16 protein-coding genes and 2 pseudogenes are annotated in these 19694 nt (G+C 51.4%); 12 read left to right on the top strand and 6 right to left on the bottom strand.

Annotation, left to right across the window (positions count from 1 at the left end; genetic code table 11):
* The first annotated feature begins 7 nt into the window (after window positions 1-7).
* Both FHW16_RS14660 and FHW16_RS14665 read left to right on the top strand, forming a co-directional pair.
* Window positions 8-703 (top strand): response regulator, encoded by a 696-nt coding sequence (locus FHW16_RS14660; RefSeq protein WP_182549926.1) that lies wholly within the window; start codon window positions 8-10, stop codon window positions 701-703.
* Window positions 627-1760 carry an ATP-binding protein gene (locus FHW16_RS14665; protein ID WP_246711765.1) on the top strand — a complete coding sequence of 378 codons (1134 nt, stop codon included), beginning with the start codon at window positions 627-629 and terminating at the stop codon, window positions 1758-1760. Before FHW16_RS14660 ends, FHW16_RS14665 begins: the two co-directional genes overlap by 77 nt.
* A 693-nt stretch (window positions 1761-2453) precedes the next feature.
* Here the strand turns inward: FHW16_RS14665 and FHW16_RS14670 are convergent.
* Window positions 2454-3079, bottom strand: a pseudogene (locus FHW16_RS14670) (BamA/TamA family outer membrane protein); the annotation flags it as partial.
* Between the two features lie 506 nt (window positions 3080-3585).
* The gene (locus FHW16_RS14675) at window positions 3586-5379 is read right to left on the bottom strand and encodes an ABC transporter ATP-binding protein (RefSeq protein ID WP_182549927.1); all 1794 of its coding nucleotides are present in this window, start codon (window positions 5377-5379) and stop codon (window positions 3586-3588) included.
* Window positions 5380-6004: 625 nt separating this feature from the next.
* On the opposite strand from FHW16_RS14675, the gene FHW16_RS14680 reads away from it, so the two are divergent.
* On the top strand, window positions 6005-6580 hold the full coding sequence (locus FHW16_RS14680) for a cytochrome b (RefSeq protein WP_182549928.1): 576 nt from the start codon (window positions 6005-6007) through the stop codon (window positions 6578-6580).
* 119 nt (window positions 6581-6699) lie between these two features.
* Here FHW16_RS14680 and FHW16_RS14685 read toward each other — a convergent pair whose 3' ends face one another.
* Entirely contained in the window at window positions 6700-7320 is a 621-nt protein-coding gene (locus tag FHW16_RS14685; protein ID WP_182549929.1) for a hypothetical protein, read from the bottom strand.
* Between the two features lie 201 nt (window positions 7321-7521).
* On the opposite strand from FHW16_RS14685, the gene FHW16_RS14690 reads away from it, so the two are divergent.
* From FHW16_RS14690 to FHW16_RS14705, 4 genes are all read left to right on the top strand, one after another.
* The gene (locus FHW16_RS14690; RefSeq protein WP_348643895.1) at window positions 7522-8118 is read left to right on the top strand and encodes a porin; all 597 of its coding nucleotides are present in this window, start codon (window positions 7522-7524) and stop codon (window positions 8116-8118) included.
* A gap of 320 nt (window positions 8119-8438) precedes the next feature.
* Window positions 8439-9353, top strand: coding sequence for a polyphosphate kinase 2 (gene ppk2, locus FHW16_RS14695; RefSeq protein ID WP_182549930.1), 915 nt, complete (start codon window positions 8439-8441; stop codon window positions 9351-9353).
* A gap of 319 nt (window positions 9354-9672) precedes the next feature.
* Window positions 9673-10506, top strand: coding sequence for a tetratricopeptide repeat protein (locus tag FHW16_RS14700; protein WP_182549931.1), 834 nt, complete (start codon window positions 9673-9675; stop codon window positions 10504-10506).
* A 55-nt stretch (window positions 10507-10561) separates the two neighbouring features.
* A complete protein-coding gene (locus tag FHW16_RS14705) occupies window positions 10562-11350 on the top strand; it encodes a DUF1868 domain-containing protein (RefSeq protein WP_182549932.1) in 789 nt (262 codons plus the stop codon).
* Window positions 11351-11654: 304 nt separating this feature from the next.
* On the opposite strand, the pseudogene FHW16_RS14710 reads toward FHW16_RS14705, so the two are convergent.
* A pseudogene (locus FHW16_RS14710) lies at window positions 11655-12358 on the bottom strand (IS6 family transposase).
* 129 nt (window positions 12359-12487) lie between these two features.
* Window positions 12488-14116 carry a DUF1963 domain-containing protein gene (locus FHW16_RS14715; protein ID WP_182549933.1) on the bottom strand — a complete coding sequence of 543 codons (1629 nt, stop codon included), beginning with the start codon at window positions 14114-14116 and terminating at the stop codon, window positions 12488-12490.
* Between the two features lie 527 nt (window positions 14117-14643).
* Here FHW16_RS14715 and FHW16_RS14720 point away from each other — a divergent pair.
* The 3 genes from FHW16_RS14720 to FHW16_RS14730 all read left to right on the top strand — a co-directional run bounded on the left by FHW16_RS14720 (window position 14644) and on the right by FHW16_RS14730 (window position 16785).
* On the top strand, window positions 14644-15336 hold the full coding sequence (locus FHW16_RS14720; protein WP_182549934.1) for a hypothetical protein: 693 nt from the start codon (window positions 14644-14646) through the stop codon (window positions 15334-15336).
* Window positions 15337-15479: 143 nt separating this feature from the next.
* Window positions 15480-16118, top strand: a complete 639-nt coding sequence (locus FHW16_RS14725) for a hypothetical protein (RefSeq protein WP_182549935.1) — start codon at window positions 15480-15482, stop codon at window positions 16116-16118.
* A 178-nt stretch (window positions 16119-16296) separates the two neighbouring features.
* Complete coding sequence (locus FHW16_RS14730; protein WP_210278130.1) at window positions 16297-16785, top strand: YcxB family protein; 489 nt, start codon at window positions 16297-16299, stop codon at window positions 16783-16785.
* 207 nt (window positions 16786-16992) lie between these two features.
* Here the strand turns inward: FHW16_RS14730 and FHW16_RS14735 are convergent, their stop codons facing one another.
* Window positions 16993-18378, bottom strand: a complete 1386-nt coding sequence (locus FHW16_RS14735; RefSeq protein WP_182549937.1) for a lysozyme inhibitor LprI family protein — start codon at window positions 18376-18378, stop codon at window positions 16993-16995.
* Window positions 18379-18786: 408 nt separating this feature from the next.
* Between FHW16_RS14735 and FHW16_RS14740 the strand changes: the two genes are divergently transcribed.
* On the top strand, window positions 18787-19263 hold the full coding sequence (locus FHW16_RS14740; protein ID WP_210278131.1) for a hypothetical protein: 477 nt from the start codon (window positions 18787-18789) through the stop codon (window positions 19261-19263).
* Window positions 19264-19396: 133 nt separating this feature from the next.
* Window positions 19397-19624 carry a hypothetical protein gene (locus FHW16_RS14745; RefSeq protein ID WP_182549939.1) on the top strand — a complete coding sequence of 76 codons (228 nt, stop codon included), beginning with the start codon at window positions 19397-19399 and terminating at the stop codon, window positions 19622-19624.
* The last annotated feature ends 70 nt before the right edge of the window (window positions 19625-19694 follow it).

Genomic DNA, 19694 nt, shown 5'->3' on the forward strand with positions numbered 1-19694 from the left:
AAAAATAATGGAGAACGCACTGGTCCTCATAATTGAGGATGAACCAGAAATTGCAGAGATTCTTGAGGTCTACTTCGACCGGGAAGGGTTCAGGACGATCTCGGCCAGCGACGGAACGATTGGCCTGACCCATCACCAGCGTCTAAAGCCCGATCTGATTGTTCTCGACGTTAAACTTCCCGGTCAGGACGGGTACGAAATCTTAGCTGCCATACGCCGGCGCGGGGACACACCGGTGATTATGGCTACCGCTTTGGCTGAAGACCTCGATAAACTTCAGGCGCTTCGGATGGGTGCAGATGATTATGTTGTAAAACCGTATAATCCTATGGAAGTGGTTGCGCGAGCCAAGGCGGTACTGCGCAGAACGAGTGGTCGAAACGCTCAACAACCAATGCGTATAGGTGTTTTGACCGTAGATCCAACTGCATATCTGGCCTCGATCGATCAACCGGGCGGCCAGGTCGTCCTGGATCTGACGCGAACCGAATTCAGGCTGCTCAGTTACATGGCCCGGTCGCCCAATCGCGTCTTCGAACGTTCCGAGCTTGTGGATGCTTGCCTGCCGGAAGGCGAGGCACTGGAGCGAACCGTCGACAGCCATATAAGCAATCTGCGTCGCAAACTTGCCCTCGCCGGAGCTGACCAGTTGTTATCGGGCGTTCGAGGCGTGGGCTACAAACTGGCTGACCACCATGGCTAAAAGTTTGAATACACAAATGGTCATCGCGTTAAGTGCCCTGACACTCCTGGCATTTGCCGTGATGTTCTTTGGCATGATTCTATATTGGTACCTGCTTGATTGGATTTTTCCGAACGCTCCCGAGACAGACAAATGGACCCCCAGCGACTTCGTCGCCCTTGGTCTGATCCTTGCTACCGGCCTATCGGCTGCGGCCATGGTGGGTTGGCGACTTGCGCAGAACATTCTCCGCCCGCTCAAATCCATAGCGAGAGCCGTTAGTTCCATTGCCAATGGTGACTTTTCCGCTCGTGCCGAGATCATACAGACACCCTTCGGTGAAGCCGCCAGCTTGATCATCGACTTTAACGCCATGGCCATGCGTCTGGAGAGCGCAGAAGCTGAACTCCAATATTCGAATTCTGCGATTGCCCATGAATTGCGTACGCCACTCACAATTTTGCGAGGTCGCCTTCAAGGCCTCTCTGATGGCCTGTTCAAACCAACCTCTGAACTCTATGGCAGTCTGCTCTCCCACGTCGAAGATCTCGCGCTCATTGTTGAAGACTTACGAGTTTTGGGCCTGTCCAATGCCGGCCGTTTAGAACTGAAACTGGATGAAATCGATCTCGCCGAGGAGGCCGAAGCCGTCGCAACCACGGTAGAGCAGTCTCTCGCCGATGCAGGTATTACCATCAAACGCGACTTGGGCCACGCGGTAACGTTTGCCGACAGGGCGAGAATTCGTCAGGTGCTGTTTGCGATTCTGGACAATGTGCGCCGTTACGCCCCCAAAAGCACAGTGACGATTCAAACCCGAAAAACCAAGGATCGCGTCCTTCTTCGATGCTCGGACAATGGACCAGGTTTGCCAGCGGGAGCCGAAAAGCGTGTCTTCGAGCGTTTCTGGCGGGCGGATGACTCGCGTGCCCGCGCCAGCGGGGGTACTGGACTGGGACTGTCTGTCGTGCAGGCAATCGCGCGGGGCCACGGTGGAGATGCCAATGTTGTTGATCGTGAAAACGGTGGCACATCTATTGAGATATGGCTGCCTATCCCGATGCAGGCGGTTGGTTGAGAACCATTAGATTGAACTTGAATTTTAGCTGTTTTTTGAAGACGGGTATCCTCACGTTCGGCTACGTGCGTTCACAATAGCCCTGTCACAGGTTCCTGTTTGAGCTAAGGGACCAAGCGTCACGAGCGCAGGACTCCGGTTGGCGCCAATGTATCTATGCCACACTTATACGCTGACAGATTTCAACCGCAATCGGCGCTGTCGCGATGATGCGCGTCCTTCTCAACCGAAGCGGAATAATTGAGTTTAACGCGTTTCCGTGACATTCTCGCGGCATCATTAGATCGCTATCTAAGCGCCACGGGCTCGTGCGTTGTGGTGCAAAAATCACCCGCTGAAACGGTTGACGCTATCCGGACGCACCGATTTTGCTCCGCCGTCAATGTATGGATGCATAAGATTGATAAGCCCGCAATGCAAGGCCCATAAAGAACAAGGATCACGAAACCGGTGGCTAAATATCGCCGCAACAATACGCGGGCTTGGCAAATTATCCACCAGCCCCCGCCCGAATTCGCATAGACAGGTTGGTTTTGAACCAGGGACATAAGCACAGCTCCCGTTACCATGGGAACTATCTTCTGATTGAACCGTCCATTTTCCGTGGAGTTTATGCATAGAATAAAACAACGCAAAATTTGGTGCCTTTCCCTTCTCAGGAAAGGCACCAATGATCCGTCAAACAACCAAGGATCAAAATTTACTCGACATGCCGAAGTTGAAGTTCTGCACCTGATCGCCTTCAACTTTCTTGACCGGGAAAGCGTAGTCGAAGCGAAGCGGACCGAACGGCGATGCTCACATGATACTCACGCCAACTGACGCACGTCATTCCATGCCATCGTCGGATACGCACCGCCTACCGTCTCCATCCTTGAGTTCGTTGCCATAAAGCGTCGCGGCATCGGCAAACAGTGCGCCGCGAATACCCAGGCTCTCAGGAATACCGGCAGCGGGAATTGTGTTTCAACAATTACATTGAAATGAGTTGTGCCTCCGAGGAAGCTGCCGTTAGCGTCTTTAACTGTGCCATCGCGCGGACCAATACCGGCATATTTGAAGCGGCGGATCGTATCTTGATTGTTTTTGAACAGATCAAACACCCTTAATCCGTTACCAAATCCCTCTATGTGGCCGACATGGACACCCACGAGACCGACAATGTCCATTTCCTGGAACAGCGTCTTGTAGTAGCTGCCTTTGAAAGTGGTCTTCAGGAAGTTGGCATCGCCGCCAACACCGGCATATTCCTGATGGAATTTCGCATAGACACCATTGTGCGGGTTCTTGCGATCATCAATTGTATCGTAGACCAATGACCCGTGATCTGAGACCGCTGAGGGTCTTCATTATCAATTTTTATCATATTGCCGCCCGATCGCATAAGCGATGGCCACGACACTCACCGACAAGATTAGGGTCAAGACTGTAATTTCGAGATCGTTACAATCCCTGACGAATTGTGTAAGGACTCGCATATCCAATCGCTTCCCCGTTAATGATTGCCGAATAGTTTTATCGAAGACTGCATTTTAGGTTTGATGCCGGAGGATCGACAAATCATCGTTCATTTTCAGGTGACATCAGATCATTCACCGCCTTCAGACACCGAACCTTGAACGTGCTCATTTAATTAAGGGAACCACTTTGGTTCCAGCTTCGATGCTTTCCTATGATCTGAATTTCGAGGCAGCATGATCATCATGTGGAGATTGAGCTGAGCAGTCAGCAGGCCATATTTGGGGTCCTAATGCAGATAACTCATCCAATCATCTGAAATCCGCGTGTCCTTGGCTACATACTTGCTGACCGATCTCTGCGTGTTTCATTGAATAGATCGCGCCAAATTGGCATACACACCCTTTAGAGCGAGCAATTCTTCATGTGTGCCACGCTCGACTACATGGCCCTTGTCCATCACAACGATCTGATCCGCATGCCGAACCGTCGAAAGCCGATGTGCAATCGTGATGGTTGTGCATTGTTTTGCTAACGTTGTGAGCGCATGGGACATCGCACGCTCGGTGGCAGGATCAAGCGCACTCGTCGCCTCATCCAGTAGCAGTACACGGGGCTTGCGCAGGATAGTTCGCGCTAGCGCAAGGCGTTGTTTCTCACCACCGGAAAAGCGATATCCGCGTTCACCTACCATTGTTTGATAGCCATCCGGCAGCGTGATGATCATTTCGTGTATTTGCGCAACTTTGGCTGCCGCAATCAACTCTTCATCTGTAGCTGTTAGGCTTGCGAAGCGCAGATTATCCGCGATTGTGGCATTGAATAGGTATGGCTCCTGTGTAACCACACCGAGAATTTCCGTCAATGATTGAAAGCTCAGTTCCCGAACATCAATATTGTCGTAGGAAACTGATCCCGAATCCACATCGTATAGCCTGGCCAGCAAATAGCCGAGTGTTGTCTTTCCCGAGCCCGTGGCCCCTACAATAGCTGTGTGGGATCCAGCAGGGATATCAATCGAGATACCATTGATCGCGGGTGCCAGCGTATTGTCATAGGAGAAGAAAACCTTGCCCAACCGGACGTCCCCTCGAATTTTTGTGTGATCGAGAACAACCGGATCGGAAATCTCCTGAAGCTCAACCGTTCGATCCAGATATTCGAAAATGCGAGCAAACAAGGCGCGTGTCGTTTTAATGTGAACAGCGGATTCAAGAACTTCTTCCAAGGGCCAAAGTAACTGTTCCTGTAAGGCGATCATCGCAACAAGTGTACCAATGGTCACCGCAGTCACCCCCTCACTCATCAGGAAGCCACCGCACAGGAGCGTAAGAGCTGGCAGCGCTTGAAGCAAAACATCAATAATGCCCCACTGCCATTGGCCGACGGTGTGAGTGCGCACTTCAAGCTCCGCCACGCCTTCTGACGTGCGAATAAACCGGCGCTTCAAGTGATCAGTACGTCCCATGGTTCGCGTAAGAATAATGCCCGAAATAGACATAGACTCTTGTACTGTCGAGGCCATATCGGCAATTCGTGACTGTTGCTCATACGTCAGTTTCTCGCGCAGTTCTCCAACGCGATGGCTGATCCAGATTGCGATTGGCAAGACGATAAAGGAAAACAGTGCCAATCGCCATTCGAGTGCCAACATTGCGATCATGGTCATCAGAACGACGCTAATATTGCGTGCAAGCTGACTCGCTGTGTGGGTAACGAGCGCTTGCAGTCCGCCAATATCACTCGCAATGCGGGATTGAACCTCGCCCGTTCCGGTAGTGGCAAAGAAACTCAACGATAGGCGTTGGAGATGGACATAAACCTTCACGCGCAGGTCATGCATGATCGATTGGCCGACCTTTGACGTAATAAGCACCTGCAGGACGCCCAACACCGTACCAAAGCAAGCAAGGACGATCAGGCCACCGGCCAATAGCATCAATAGGTTGAGATTGCCTGTGGGAAGCGCATTATCGATGATGGAACGAAGCAGGAAGGGTGCCGCAATGCCTGCCACTGATGACAGCAGGATGAGCACCAACACCAAAGCCAACCGCCCGGCATAGGCTTTGAATAAGCCAAGTACTCGGCGAAGTGAAACATGTTTAGCTGCCAGATGATCATACGAGAGATCATCAACTTCAAATTCGTTCATCGTCATTTGCCATATCCACTAAGCTCGTGCGTTGGCGGCTGTTTCGCCTCGCCCATGCGACCATCAATTTTGATGAAGGGATAATCAGATTATCGCCTCAGATCTTTGCATACGTTTGCCCGGTTTCAAGCATCTACACAGCACAATCACGACACAGAAACCGTAGCATTGGAAAACGCTCGGGAGCGAGAGAACTGGAGACCGTGCAAGTTTCGCCAACCCTGGACGGATTCATGAGACTTCACGCTGCAAGCGCAATGTCTGCTCATCGTTTGACTGTAACCGGTCGCGGATATGTAGAGATTGTGTGCAAATACTAAGGAGAGGGGGTCTTGGACGAGCAGCCATAAACAGCTGCGCCAATCAAAGTATTTTATGGCCTTTGATTCGAAATTTCCCAAACGTTGCTCGATACGGTCTCCATGCAACCTTTGCAGTATCTCCACACGCGAAAAGTTAGCTTTGTGTGACAAACCCTGATGGATTTTGCCGTGTGCTTGTTCTGCAGGGTCCGACAACGATTGAAATTGCACTTTAGCGCCACTGAGAATAACCACCGAGCGAACGATAAAGTTCAGTCAAAAGGACTATCACCTGCATGCTACTTGTCTTTCGCAGAAAGGACGCCGCTATGAATGATATGACGCGCCGACGCGCCGCGGCAGAAAAATATCCGCCGTCAATCAGGATACTTCACTGGTTACGCGCTTTTCTGGTTCTGTGTTTGATAGCTACGGGGTGGTACATGACAAGGCTTTCAGAAAGCGACATGAACATAGCTTCGTTTTTGTATCCCAATCACAAGCAATTTGGTGTACTGGTCTGGCTGTTAGCACTCGTACACTTGGCTCTGCGCTGGCGCTACGCCGCCGCCTTGCCGCGCCCTCCTGACATGTTGACACGCTGGGAAAAATGGCTCTCGCAAGCGGTTCACCGGCTTTTGATGACGTTGACTTTACTTGTGCCATTATTGGGATATTCCCTATCCAGCAGCTTCGCACAAAGTGACGGCGTACCTTTTTTCTTTGTCTCGCATATTCCGGAGATTTTACCGAAAAACGACACTGCATTCGTCCTGTTCCAGGCACTTCATAAATATGCAGCCTATCTCATGCTGGCCTGTATTTTCCTGCATGTGGCAGGCGCCGTAAAACACAGGCTGCAGGACAAAAGAGGCGAAACAGACGTTCTCTCCCGCATGCTTTGAAGTGGCGAACATGCAACTTAGGGTCAGAATTTATTGAACTGACCCTACCATCAACGGTCTCAAGGCTGCAACGATGCCCCGACTTTGCGTATGACCATCGTCCAGATTGCCGTGAACTCTCATGTGCCAGTAGTCTGCTGGGAATGTGCGGATTTTCGGCCGGCACTGCCTTCGAAGAGGCCAATCACGCTCCCAATATTAGAAGTTATCGGTACAAGCGTTCTGCCTCGAGTAAAGGGAATAGCCATAACTGCAATGACTATTTTTAAGAGCCGCGTGGCAACAGAACCCGGCAGCCTAATGAGCGCTTTAATTGGACGGTCCCTGAACTGGCTCTGTCGCAAACTATGATTGTTGACGAAGATATCGTCATCTTCCCGTGGACTAAATGGCACAGGCCAGAATATCAAATTGTTCGCGTCAGCAAGGTCACCAACGTCGGACAGACGCATTTTACCCACATCGGCAAAGAACAGAACACCGTGGTCGGCAAGACGATCAAGACAGAGGTTGGCGAACTCTATAATCTTGTCACAGGCAACAAATTCCATGGTGAAGCAAAGGTTTGGGAAATCTATGCCGATGACGAGATCAGGCTGTCGGCACCGGGCGGCTATATCAGTATCACCAAAAAGGGCATCAAGTTTTACGCGCTCAAAATCGACATTGAGGGCAATAGGATCAATTTCAAAAGCGGTGGACCCGGTAAAGGCGCGTCGTGCCTGAAAAATGCATCCCAATCGTTAACCCCATTTGCGCGCGTATGAGGTTGTAATGGAAACGCCGGTGCTCGATCTGCCCGATGGCGAGACCGTGACGCAAAGGTTTCGGGCAGGACTTGATACTTTGCCAAGGCCGTTGTTTGCCGTACTCGATGGCGGCCATTTTGACGATCTTGAAGATGAGCTTTCCGATGCGGGTATTACATCAATGACAATGTCATTGCCTATGGACCCGACAAGGACACCGCTACGAACCAGATCAGTTACACGTTCAAAGGCGGCAATGGATTTTCGGCAATGCTCGGCCTTGAGCAAGGCAGCACCAGTGATTTCGGCTACAACGATCAGGGCCGCACGAAGAGCTACCTCATTGACGATTACACGCCCCATATTCTCGGGGGCCTCAAGTTTGAACAAGGCTGGGGTTCGCTGTCCGGCATTGTCGGCTACGACGCTCTTGATGAGGTCTGGGCCGGCAAGGTAAGAATCGACGTAAAATTCACCGACACCGTTTCGGCGTTCCTCATGGGCGGCTACCAGTCCGACTGGGACAAATCCGCAGGCGTGAATAATTACTACGCCAACTGGGAAGGTGACTACGCCATTTGGGCGGGTCTTTCCGCAAAACTGTCGGACAAGGCCACTTTGAATGGTCAGGTTGCCTATGAAGAATACGGCAACGTTTCAGCTGCTCTGAATGTTCGCTACAAGCTGGTCCCCGGCTTCGACATTATTCCCGAAGTTACCTATACAAGCTACGATGACAGTCGTGGCGACCCGGTCGAGGGCCGCTTGCGGCTGCAACGCAACTTCTAAGATCCGGTCCGTGATCACTGGCGCGTTACCGTTTTAAAAGCGTTTGACCGCGCTTTACACCTGCCCCTGCATTCCTCCGAATGCAGGGGCGATTTTGCTGGTTGTGTAGGGTAATTTTAGCTTGAACTTCGTCAATCGCCCGCATGAATGTTGCAATATCCTGTTTATCGCAATTCCAAACGCGTGGAACCATACCCTTTCACAACAGCGACCTCGTTTGCGCTATATAGTCTCAAGCATGGGAGCACGAACAATTTCATGGTCATCGCCATGTCGTGAACATTTGGTTCTCTCATCATAATCACAGAGGGTATTAGAAAATGTCCGAAAACAATCAGGATCAACTGGACCGGATCAAAGCAGAAATAGCCGACAGCTTTGATGAGGAACTGGAACTGCAGATGGAAGAAGACCGGCTTGACCAACTGGTCGTGGAAGGCGTGGAGGGATCAACCACACAGGTCCTTGATCGTAAAATCTACTTCCGGGAGCTTTTCAGACTTCAGCATGAACTCGTGAAGCTGCAGGATTGGGTGCAACATCAAAAACTCAAAGTGATTGTCATCTTCGAAGGACGGGATTCCGCCGGCAAAGGCGGTGTCATCAAACGCGTGACACAGCGGCTCAACCCCCGCGTTTGCCGCGTGGTCGCTCTGCCCGCTCCATCGGAACGCGAGCGCCATCAGTGGTATTTCCAACGCTACGTTCAGCACTTGCCCACCGCAGGTGAAATCGTACTGTTTGACCGCAGCTGGTACAACCGGGCCGGTGTCGAACGGGTCATGGGTTTCTGCTCACCTGAAGAGCTTGAGGACTTCTTCCGTTCCGTTCCTGAATTTGAGCGCATGCTTGTGCGATCCGGTATCATTCTCATCAAATACTGGTTCTCGATCACGGACGAAGAGCAAGAGTTTCGTTTCAACATGCGTATTCACGATCCGCTGAAGCAATGGAAACTCTCGCCGATGGATCTTGAAAGCCGAATACATTGGGAAGATTACACGAAGGCAAAAGAGGAAATGCTCGCTCGTACGCACACAGACGAAACACCGTGGTGGGTGGTGGAAGCAGTAGACAAGCGGAAGGCGCGCCTCAATTGCATTGCGCATCTGTTAAGGCAAATTCCATATTCGGATGTTCCCAAACCAGTGATCGAACTGCCGGAACGCGAACGCAGTGCCGACTACAGTCGTGTTCCGGTCCCGCCTGAAATGTATGTTCCGGAAATGTACTGAGCAGTTGAATAAAACAGGTCGGCAATTGAACAACGGTCAAAAGCCCTATCCCGCTGTCGGTGTTGCGCAAATGGATCGTTTCGCTCCAGTTGAAATAATGATTGCGAATTGTTTGTGCGGCGAGATGAATTCCATTGGCAATCGCTTATCTCTTCCGTTCCCCGCCATCGGCTGTCTGGCGGGAAATTGCTCAAGAGTATGACATCGGGGGCACGGTCAATGTGCCCGCGGGAACCATTTGATTGTAAACCGAGTTGGGTTGGAATTTAGAGCTTCGGCATACAATTTGACCGGGATGAATAGAGGCTCCGATTCAATCATGAGTGTGACAAAAAATCGAACCACCATGCGACATTTCCTCACCTTATTCACCTGCTTGGCGATGTGCAGCTTTTCAATCAGCGCGTGGGCTGATCCGGGCTATGACGCATATGTAAAACGGGACTATCGAACTGCCCTGAAATATTGGAAGCCATTGGCCAAAAGCGGCGACGCCTATTCGCAGTTCAGTATTGGCGTCATGTATAGCAATGGCGAGGGTGTTGCACAGGACAATGCGAAGGCGATTTACTGGTACCGTAAAGCTGGCGAGAATGGCGAGCTGGAGGCCCAGCTATTACTTGGTGACATTTATCGAGATGGAGAGGTCGTCAAACAGGACAAGACGGAAGCTGCAAGATGGTATGGCAAGGCAGCCAAACAGGGACACGCTGGAGCAAAATACCAGCTCAACCAATTAAATACCGATCCTTGCGTACGATTGAGTCCAAACGACAATTACGTGAAAGGCTTTAAGTCGACGATCTTCGCCAACACCATCACGCAACATGACGTGGACAAGACAAAAGCCATGCTGGCTTGCGGTGCCAACATCAACAGCGTTGATGAAGAAGGTTACTATCCCATACATCTGGCCGCTACGTCAGGCACACGAGAAATGATCGAGTTGCTCCTCGCCAATGGTGCCAGGGTGAATGAGCGCAGCACGATCACAGGTGACACGCCTCTCCACCTTGCGGTCGTCTATAACAAGGATGTTGCAGTCGTTAAAACATTGCTTGAGCATGGGGCTGACCGGAAGCAAATCAACACGGCAGGTAAAACGCCAATGCAGAATACGGAGGATCCCGTGCTCATCAAACTGCTGAAATAGAGCGTGTCAATTTCCGGTACGAACTGACCCACAGCAATATCAAACAGGAACAAGAATGATTATTCAGCGACGGGATTTTCTGAAGACCATAGCGGTTTCATCGACCGGCGTTCTACTGTCAGACTACGCGAGTGCCGACACGACGACAAAGCCGGAGTACACCTCTGCTGTGGGAAACAAATTCAACGCGGATGGCAGCGTAAAGTCTTTTGCGGGGAACACCATTATCTGCCATGTGCCGCAACAGGGAGAGCATGCAGGATATTTCGGTTCACTTCTTGACGTATATCGGGAAGCCCAGACTTTCGATTTTATGCGCAAGATCACCCTTCTGCCACCGTCCAGTTATCATATGACGGTTTTTGAAGGTGCCAACCAGAAGGATCGCACCCCAGGATTATGGCCAGAAGGAGTGCCGTTGGATGCCGCTATGGAAGTCTGCGACCAGATCGTCCTTGATAAGTTAAGAACATTCAAACTCGATTGCGAACTGCCCTTCCGCATGAAGATTGATCCCACTCAATTAACCACGTTCAAGTCTGCGGCGACACTTAAGCTGGTACCACTTGATGATGCAGAGAACGCCAAAATCCGAACAGTGCGTGCCCGGTTATCCAAACATCTGGGAATATCTGCGCCGGGTCAGGAAACATATGGTTTCCATACCACGCTGGGTTACCAAATACGGCGCTTTGATACCGAAGAAGCAAAAGCATTTGAAATCGAATGGAAGCGATGGGTAAACGACATAGCGCAGAAGAGCCCGATCATATATTTGGGTGCGCCTGAATATTGCACATTTAAGGACATGTACGCCTTCAACAGGCAAACATTCTTAACGTGACAAGCGATGGACAGCGAACCTCGCCGACAGCCACCTTTCGAATAATTATATCGCCGGGGATGGATCTCTGAATGGTCGCGTTTTCTGAACAGAACCAAATGGATAAGTTGTTATCGTGGCATTGTCACCTCAATGCTATTGCGAAATGCCACCCGATGTTGATGGAGCAGATATGGCTTGGAACAGATACCTGGACGCCGAGCAGGAACGCTTCGTCAATGAACTGATTGAATTAGTCAGCATCCCCTCGGTGGGTATTGTCACATAAACGCTGGTGAAGTTGCGTTTACCTCTATGGCCTGTTTCAGGCAGTCGCAATCGTCGCAATGTTCCACTGCGCCATCGCATTGAGACGATGGTGGCGGATGGCATTTGCTGAGCGGCTGGACCGAGGTGGGACGAAGAGATTTCTGAGAGCTGAGAAGATCGCGACGAAGCGTTGCAGGCCTCCTTGAGATCGGAAGCCCTGCTTTATCCGCTCACGTTTTCGTAGCGGCAGGTGTGAATTCTCCGCCCGGTTGTTCAATCCTTTGTGGAAACGGTGTTCGAGGGTTGGCATGATCTGCCGCTTCCCTGCTGCATAGGAGCGGAGCTTGTCGGTGATAATACGCCTCGCACCATGCCCTGCTTCATCAGAAGACGCATCAGCAATCTCTTGGCAGCCTTGGTGTTACGACGGTTCTGGACAATCTCGTCGAGCACATAACCTTCCTGATCAACAGCCCGCCACAACCAGCACTTCCTGCCTGCGATGGTGATCACCATCTCGTCGAGGTACCAGACGTCAGTCCGGCTTGGCTGCTTGCGATGAAGGCGCCGGGCATAGTTTGGCCCGAACTTTATTGCCCAGCGCCGGATCGTTTCATAAGAGACCGTGATCCCGCGCTCCAGTAGCATTTCCTCAACGAGGCGCAAGCTCAATGGAAACCTGTAATACATCCAGACCACATGGGCGATGATCTGCGGTGGGAAACGGTGACGTTTGTAACTGACGGCAAGCTGGATCATGCCACGCCTTCTAGCCCAGAAATACTGACGCCACGTTTATGTGACAATACCTAACTGCATCCTAAACTCGAAAGGAGGAGGACGGTCTGTTGCAAATATCCCCGCTCCTCAATGTAAGTTGGGCATTGGTCAGCCAGACTCCACGAAAGCATACACACGCGAGAAATCGCCCGTCGCGGCATCCTTGCGGTTGACCATGAAGATGTAGTCGCCATGGTCAGAGAAACTGAAATTGGCTTCGCCGCCCGACGCCAGCTTGATCAAAATGAACCAGTCTTCGGCTTTCGCAATATCCGCCCAACCCTTCTTGATGGCGTAATCTGCGGCCAGTTTCTGGATACTTGCCAAATTGCGGATACCAGTGACGCCGAACATCTGGTGCTGTGGTCCGTCGCCAACGACGAAGCCTTTGTCCACCGCCTGCCAGAAGTCGGAAGGATCTTCGAGCCCTGCGTCAATGTAAGCTTGCGGGCGATTGTTGCCAGCAAGACCATAGGGCACGCTGAGCGACGGTTCGAAGCGCAACAGCTGTTGCGATTGGCTGATTTCATATTCTGAGGCAAACACAGTTATCGGCTTGCCTTCGCGCTTGAAGGTCATGCGGCCTTTGTCGTCCGTTTCGACCGACAGCCCGTCCTCGCTCGTTCCATCGGCGACAAACCGCTTCTTTTGGCTGTCCCATACTACCATCCGCATCGCGGAAATCGTTGTATCCTCCGCATCTGCCGGCAGTTCGCGTGTCACCAGTTTCGCGCCAGCCTGCGTATGAATTACCTTCCAATCGGTGTAGTCGGTGCCAGTGAAGAAGGAGAGCAGTCCGTCGTTGGGCAAGTCCTCATAGACTGCGGGCAATTTGGCAAGATCGATCTGCGCCAGGAAATTGAGATAGAAGCCGCTATCGTCACGCGGCCAGTCTATGCCTTCGGGCAGATCCGGCCCGCCGCCGACACGGCTGACGCCTGTTTGCCCAGCCCCGGCTTCACTTATTTCCGTCAAGGACAGCGTGGGCACGGCTATCTTGCGCAGAACATCACGCTTGCCGGTCAAGCCGGCCGATGCGATCGCCTTGTCGAAGCGCGTCTCGATATCCTCGACGGGCGCTTTCACTTGGGCCGCCTTCGCCGCTCTTTCCCGCTCCTCACGCCCTGCGCTCTCTTGCTCCATTTTCGCGCGCAGCTGCTGAATGAGAGCGTCCATATTTGCTTCGTCGCTTTCGCGGCTCTTTTTGGCGGCGTCGCCGCCCAGTTTGATACTGATAGAATTCAGCAATCGCGTGAAGTCCGCCTCGATTGTCAGCAAGTCATCTGCGCTGGCCATGGCCATCCCATGATACCAGGAGGAGCCATCGGAACTGACCAGCAATACCCGCAATCTATACCAGTCGTTTTCTTCACCCGTTTCGTAATCCTTGAGACGATCTTTGATTTTGGTTATTTCACCGGTCATTCCGGCGAAGGTGACCGGCTTGCGCTCAACGATAGGACCACTGTCTTTCAACACATTGGTCAGCCAATCCTCGGGCGACTGGCCCTTTTCCGCATCGGTTGCAAACACACTTATTTGCGGCGAAAATGTTGTCTCAGGCTCTCGCTTGAGCCCGATGGAACCGCCAAATATCCGCACTGTCTCGAACATCGGACTGACCTCGACGGAGAACTCCGGCGTTTCGACACGTTTCATTGCTTTCTCCTGTGCTGCCGCATTGACTGCGAATAAGGCAAGCAGTGACAAAAATGCGAGGATAAGAATCTTGCTCATGCCATTGCCCCAATCGTTCCCGGCACAGATTTAAAGTGACAGTTTCGTGTTTGATCTTCCCAGCGTCGCAAAAAATCCGGTTTTGCGACACGTCACAAGGTCAGCAATGGGTGGAGGCTGACGTTTCCAAATTCCCACTATCGTCGCTAGTTGCTTAACCAAATACCCTCCCGAGCAATGGGCGGGCCAAGAAGATGACACCTGTTGATTTCTATCGAAACGTAGTAGATTCCCCTACCTTCGTGAGCCGAGCCAACGGTTCTATGTTCGACAGATCCGATGATCCGGATATATCCACTGTTTCAAAATCGACCGGGATCGATTTTCCTGCGATCTCAATAACGGATTGTACTTTTGCAGGTGCTTAGAACAGAAGCAATATGAGAAGCACTGCAACGCGTATGAACCAAGTCTTCTGCATCAGATTTCAAATTGACGCCGGACTGCAATGGAAATTTACCACTACATCCTGTTAGTATCCTTGTAATCTGTCCGGCCAGCAATTTACAAAGTATTCTGCAATGAGAATGACTAAATTTTCGAGTGACTTAAGAATCTTCGCTGCTCCCTTGCTGATCCTTGGTTTAAACCTCACCTTCAGCGAGGCGGATGCCGGGGAATCCAGACTGAGCAGCATGGTAGGCGTACCGCTGGGGCTAACCCCAGACGCTGCAGAAACTGCCATTCTAAAGGGCGATTCCAGATACCAGCCAAACCCATGGACTGAAGGGGGCCTTCCGGATGGAACGACATTCAAATGGGACATCACGTACGGTATCCCGGGGGCAAGCAGTGTGCTCCCAGCCGATAATGTGAAGATGACCTTCTCCAGCCCTGCCAGTGGTAACAAATTGACCCGGATCCGGCGAGAGCTGACAAATCCTGAGTTTTTGTATTCAGCTTCGGCTCTTCCTACGTTCAAAGCGACGGTAGATGCCCTGATTCAGGAATACGGGGAGCCGGAACATGTGGACCGGAAACAACTTACATCCCATGACAAGAGCGTCACCTTTTATTGGCATACGGGATCTGTGCCTTTTGATCCGGGAAAGCTGCCCGAGCCACCGTGTTTTGACAGGAATTTTCGCGCAGAATGCGGAACATCCCTAAAGATCTACCTGCAATCGCAGAACGACCGCCTTTCCATGATGTTGGCCGAGCTGATTGATCACCCCGCTACAATTGCAGGGTACAATGCAGATAAAGCACAAACGAAGTAGAAGTTGTTCAATAATTACTGGCGTTTTTATAAACGAAACAATTGCTCTTTGTGCAGTCGAACCATGATGCTGTCTGGATCAGGGTTCAACGTGGCCCGAATGAGAACTTCAAGTGATCGGTGATGGGATAATTCGGATAGACAATGGCGAAGCTGACCCGGGAAGAACGGAAAGAGCGCAAGGTGCTCGCCAAGACGACAGCCGCAATACTGAAAACCTCGGCACGTTCATCCAAATGGCGCGTCGCTCGCGACAGTCTTTTCAAGGATCATAAAGGCTGGTTCATCGAGGTTCAGGCAACTATTTCAGGTTCGGAGCGCAAGACCACAGTAGCCGCACGCATCAAGCCGATGGCGCTTGATCCTGTATTTTGGGATATCGCAGGCACGCCCGAGAACGCCAAATCGCCACTATCCTTTAGAGCTTTCGGTGCGTGGGTGTGCGGCGCGCCTACCGTAGCCGAAGAAGGGATTGATGAGGGTGACAGGTCAGCAGAAACAATTGCCGCGAAGGTCATAGCTTGGGCGGACGCCCAAATGAATCTACCGTTGCTGACTGCGGATTCTGAAGCCTATCTCGACTTTCTGCGCACCAAGGGAAATGGATATTTCGCCAGCCACATAACTATGCAGTGCCTCATGGGACGCTTCGAAGAGGCCCGAGCTCTATGCCAAGCAGCAATTGCAAGGGACGACAGTGGCGGCTTCATGCAGTTGGTGGGCGGCAACCTCATTGGCTTCCCAACGATGGTAATCAATTGGCTCGAACGAAATGGTCACTAGAGATCACCGACCGACCGTTGCCTTTATATCTTGGGCCATACTTCGGAATATGATTGATAATATCGCATCTATAGGACAACAGAGCCGGCTGCGTTTGCACGAAATTGGAAATCAAAAGCGCTAAAAGAAACATATGAACGACAATCACACTGCAAATTTCACTTTATCGGAACAGGATATGATTCAGGCCCTGCGTTTGTACGCGCGGACGAATTTGCTTGCTCCTGGTCTTCTGAAGCGGTTTGCAGTGCTTTGTATCCTTACGCTTTTCCTTTTGGTCGCCCTCTCCTTCTGGATCACAGAGTGGACAATAGACACTGCGCCCTACCTGACATCAAGCATCGTCGGGTTGTCGATCCTCCCGCTCGCTTTTCCATTACTTGTCATATGGACTTTGGGCTCGCATAACATCCGGAGAATACTGAAACACGTTCCGGCCTATCAAGTCCCGTTTGAATACACATGGTCAAAGGAAGGCTTGGGCATTCATCTCGAGGACGAAGACCGGTTCATTCCATGGAAAACCTTCCTGAAATGGGCTGAAAACGCCAAGGTCATCATCGTTTTTGAATCTGCCCGGAAATACCGCGCCATTCCAAAGCGTGTGCTGACCGATCAGCAGTGTGAAGAAATAAAGCAATACCTGACTGAAGTGCGGAAAAGCTGAAAGTGTTTTTTACGCCTGACCTACATCGGCCAAACGATTGTCGGGTTAACGGTGAAGGTCGGTACAATTTTGGTCATTGCTGCCTTGGCAATCCAGAGAAAATCCAACTGCTCCGATCGTAATCACTGAGCCGTCAGGCGTTAGTGTCCGTCGATTGTCAGAGTTCATGTGTGCTTGTCCGTTGTTACGAGACTTTCTGCATTCAGTTTAGTGCAATGACACTGATGCTTTCTCCAGAACACCAAACGTTAGCGTGATTGTGAATCCACTCAAAAGCTTAACACCTTGTCCATCCCGTTGTTTCACCCAGACACTATAGTCCGGCAGATCCCGCGATCCTGTTGTCAGAGGGTGGCCCGCCAGCACAAGCATGAGCTTGCCGTCATGAATCAATGGCAAGGCCACAGGCTTGTTTTCGAGCGGAATGGCGTCATCAAGAGGCATATCAATTGGAAGCGACACAAAGCTTCCTGTACGGTATGCGTCATCGCTTTGACTGGCCGACTGTTTGTCAGAAAGGTCCTTGAGATCTTTGAAATCGTCGCGTTGCCCGGTGTCAAGCTCGTCGAAGAGCTGACGCGGCATGGTGGCAGGATCCAGCTGGTACCGTTTCATCAGACTGAGCACGTCTTCACGCAGGCTGATGCACGCCGTGTCATCCTGCGTGCAACTCTCGTTGTTTCCATCGCCATCCGTTAGTTGATAGCCTTGACCCGGCTGACCTGAATATCCAAGTTTCGGCGCATAAATCAGCGAAATGTTGCATGCCGGCAGCCAACCATCCCGCCAAAGGGAAAAATTATAACCTTCCGTCAGATCGTAGGTTTTAGGCGAGGCGTTACCCTCAAAGCCGCCCGCGATTAACACCGGACGATTGGCAATAGCGGCAAATTGCGGTGCCGTACATTCACCCTCGGCTACGTGACTTGGTAGATCAACCAATGACGCTGCCTTGGAGGTATTTTTGAAAAGCACCTCGGCATTTTCGCAGCGCATTGTGCCATTCAGGGTGGAGATGGCGTAAACGTCACTGTGCGGCATGCGCGTTAGCCATACCGCATCTGACTGAGACAATGAATCGGTCCCGTCTTCATCAGGGGCAAGCGTTTTCTTCAGCTGCTCATCGGGGTGGAAATATTTGGAGACATAGGCAGTAGCAGTCGGTGCTTTGTCGTTGGTGGAACTGCGCAGACTGATCGTATTGTTCTCAATCTCAAAAAGGGCGGCCGCGTCGGCTTTGAGTACACCCAATATGCCTTCGGCTTTCGGCCCGGGCTGATACTGCGCCTGCGGATTTGCTTTCAATATTGCTCGGTATCGGTCCAGCAAACCGCGGCAGAGTGCAAGGCTTTCAGCAACACCTGGTTGCGCAGGCTTCAATTCATCGATGCGTTTGTCGTAGCTCGCGCGAAGACAGTTAATTTGCTCCTCTTCCGGGGATGGACGTTCCAGGCACTCTCTATCGCGCTTGATCAACCATTTGGATTGAGCCGCGACAAGTACCGCCCGATTGGTTCCTGCGCCAGCGAGAACCCGTTTGTAGATATCGGCGAGGCGCACATCTTTCTGCGCCAGCGTTTCGCTCTGATCCACCTGAACGTCTTCCTTGCAAATCAGGAGTTCTGCTGGTGTCGATGCTTTCTTGCAGTCAAAACTGGGCTCGGCACGCGCTGCCCCGACGAAGAAACATGCTGCAGCGAAAAGCGCGAAGAACCAATGTCTGTGGTTCTTGAAGTGCGAACGTGTGATGATGTGCATGGCCCGCAAGCTGAAATACCTCCGCAGATGTAGGACATCTATGCCTGTTTCAAATACAGGTGTCGAGCAGCCGAGCTACCCTGTTTCCACCGCGAAGCTTTTATCTAAGCGCTGTTATTATTTGTGGCGCGGCGGGTTGAACCGGATCACTCGACATATTGGTTTTTGCCTAGTTGCAAGCAACACACTTCATCGGGGTAATATTCCATTGGCTCTACCCGACTTTGACGTATAAGGATTCCAATGATGTTAACGCTATCCATCAATCGCCTACGCAGAATCCTTATATTCGCCATTGTAGCGGCATTCCCATTTTCCGCTGCTGCGGGGTCAAACACCGCAACATTGTCCTGCGTCCGTCCGGGTACAGCTTTTCAATTCAAAGGAACAATACCTGCCACTGAAGAAGGTCTTGATTTGATATTCACTGATGATGCCGGCTCTTTGAAAATAAGCGCTGATGAATATGACGCCTCGGTCGTCAAGAAATTCAGCAAAGGAGTCTTCCAACTGAAAATCATGCACTTGCAGGGAGAAGAAGAAATCTCGCTTTATTCCCTGCCTTCTACCATGCGTTCGCAAGACAGCGGAAATGCCACCAAAGCGACGTTTGAAGCTGTGCTAAAGAATGCCCCGGCGATCAAACCTGCTCGAACGGATAGCAACTGGGAAACACACGAGAAAATTCGCTTGCTGTGTTCATATAGCTACTCAATCTAACGAGTATGAATGATGTCAAATGCAGACGCCTGCCTCGGGATCATTGGACCGGTTTCCTCTATGTAATATGAGAGCTACACGACCAATAGTCAGCAGCCAAAATGGTAGATCATTCAGAAAAGGAGTCGACAGTTTGCCTATTCTTTTCGACGGAGTTCTTTTTGCTGATTATCACCAAATCTACCTGGAGGACGCCGCCCTTAGTCCCAGCTTGCCAGCGATTTGGACGGATGGGGATGTTGCGGCCCGCATTCTCGTTGGCAAACATAGCGTCACCTTTGCGACCGAACGCAATATGTCTGTTCCGGTTCGCGTTGAACTTCACGACGTGAAACCGGTGTCAATCGGCACCGAACTTTGACCCCTTATCGGCATCCAATTTTGACCCCCTTTGTGTGTGAGGTTAGCACTTGCCGGCCCGACGCTGGTCG

Origin of the sequence: Phyllobacterium myrsinacearum (genome assembly GCF_014138285.1) — a bacterium.
Lineage (GTDB): Bacteria > Pseudomonadota > Alphaproteobacteria > Rhizobiales > Rhizobiaceae > Phyllobacterium > Phyllobacterium myrsinacearum_A.

Coding starts and splice junctions, on each gene's coding strand:
- FHW16_RS14660 (WP_182549926.1), top strand. CDS start 8: ATGGAGAACGCACTGGTCCTCATAATTGAGGATGAACCAGAAATTGCA.
- FHW16_RS14675 (WP_182549927.1), bottom strand. CDS start 5,379: ATGACGATGAACGAATTTGAAGTTGATGATCTCTCGTATGATCATCTG.
- FHW16_RS14680 (WP_182549928.1), top strand. CDS start 6,005: ATGAATGATATGACGCGCCGACGCGCCGCGGCAGAAAAATATCCGCCG.
- ppk2 (WP_182549930.1), top strand. CDS start 8,439: ATGTCCGAAAACAATCAGGATCAACTGGACCGGATCAAAGCAGAAATA.
- FHW16_RS14700 (WP_182549931.1), top strand. CDS start 9,673: ATGAGTGTGACAAAAAATCGAACCACCATGCGACATTTCCTCACCTTA.
- FHW16_RS14705 (WP_182549932.1), top strand. CDS start 10,562: ATGATTATTCAGCGACGGGATTTTCTGAAGACCATAGCGGTTTCATCG.
- FHW16_RS14715 (WP_182549933.1), bottom strand. CDS start 14,116: ATGAGCAAGATTCTTATCCTCGCATTTTTGTCACTGCTTGCCTTATTC.
- FHW16_RS14720 (WP_182549934.1), top strand. CDS start 14,644: ATGACTAAATTTTCGAGTGACTTAAGAATCTTCGCTGCTCCCTTGCTG.
- FHW16_RS14725 (WP_182549935.1), top strand. CDS start 15,480: ATGGCGAAGCTGACCCGGGAAGAACGGAAAGAGCGCAAGGTGCTCGCC.
- FHW16_RS14730 (WP_210278130.1), top strand. CDS start 16,297: ATGATTCAGGCCCTGCGTTTGTACGCGCGGACGAATTTGCTTGCTCCT.
- FHW16_RS14740 (WP_210278131.1), top strand. CDS start 18,787: ATGATGTTAACGCTATCCATCAATCGCCTACGCAGAATCCTTATATTC.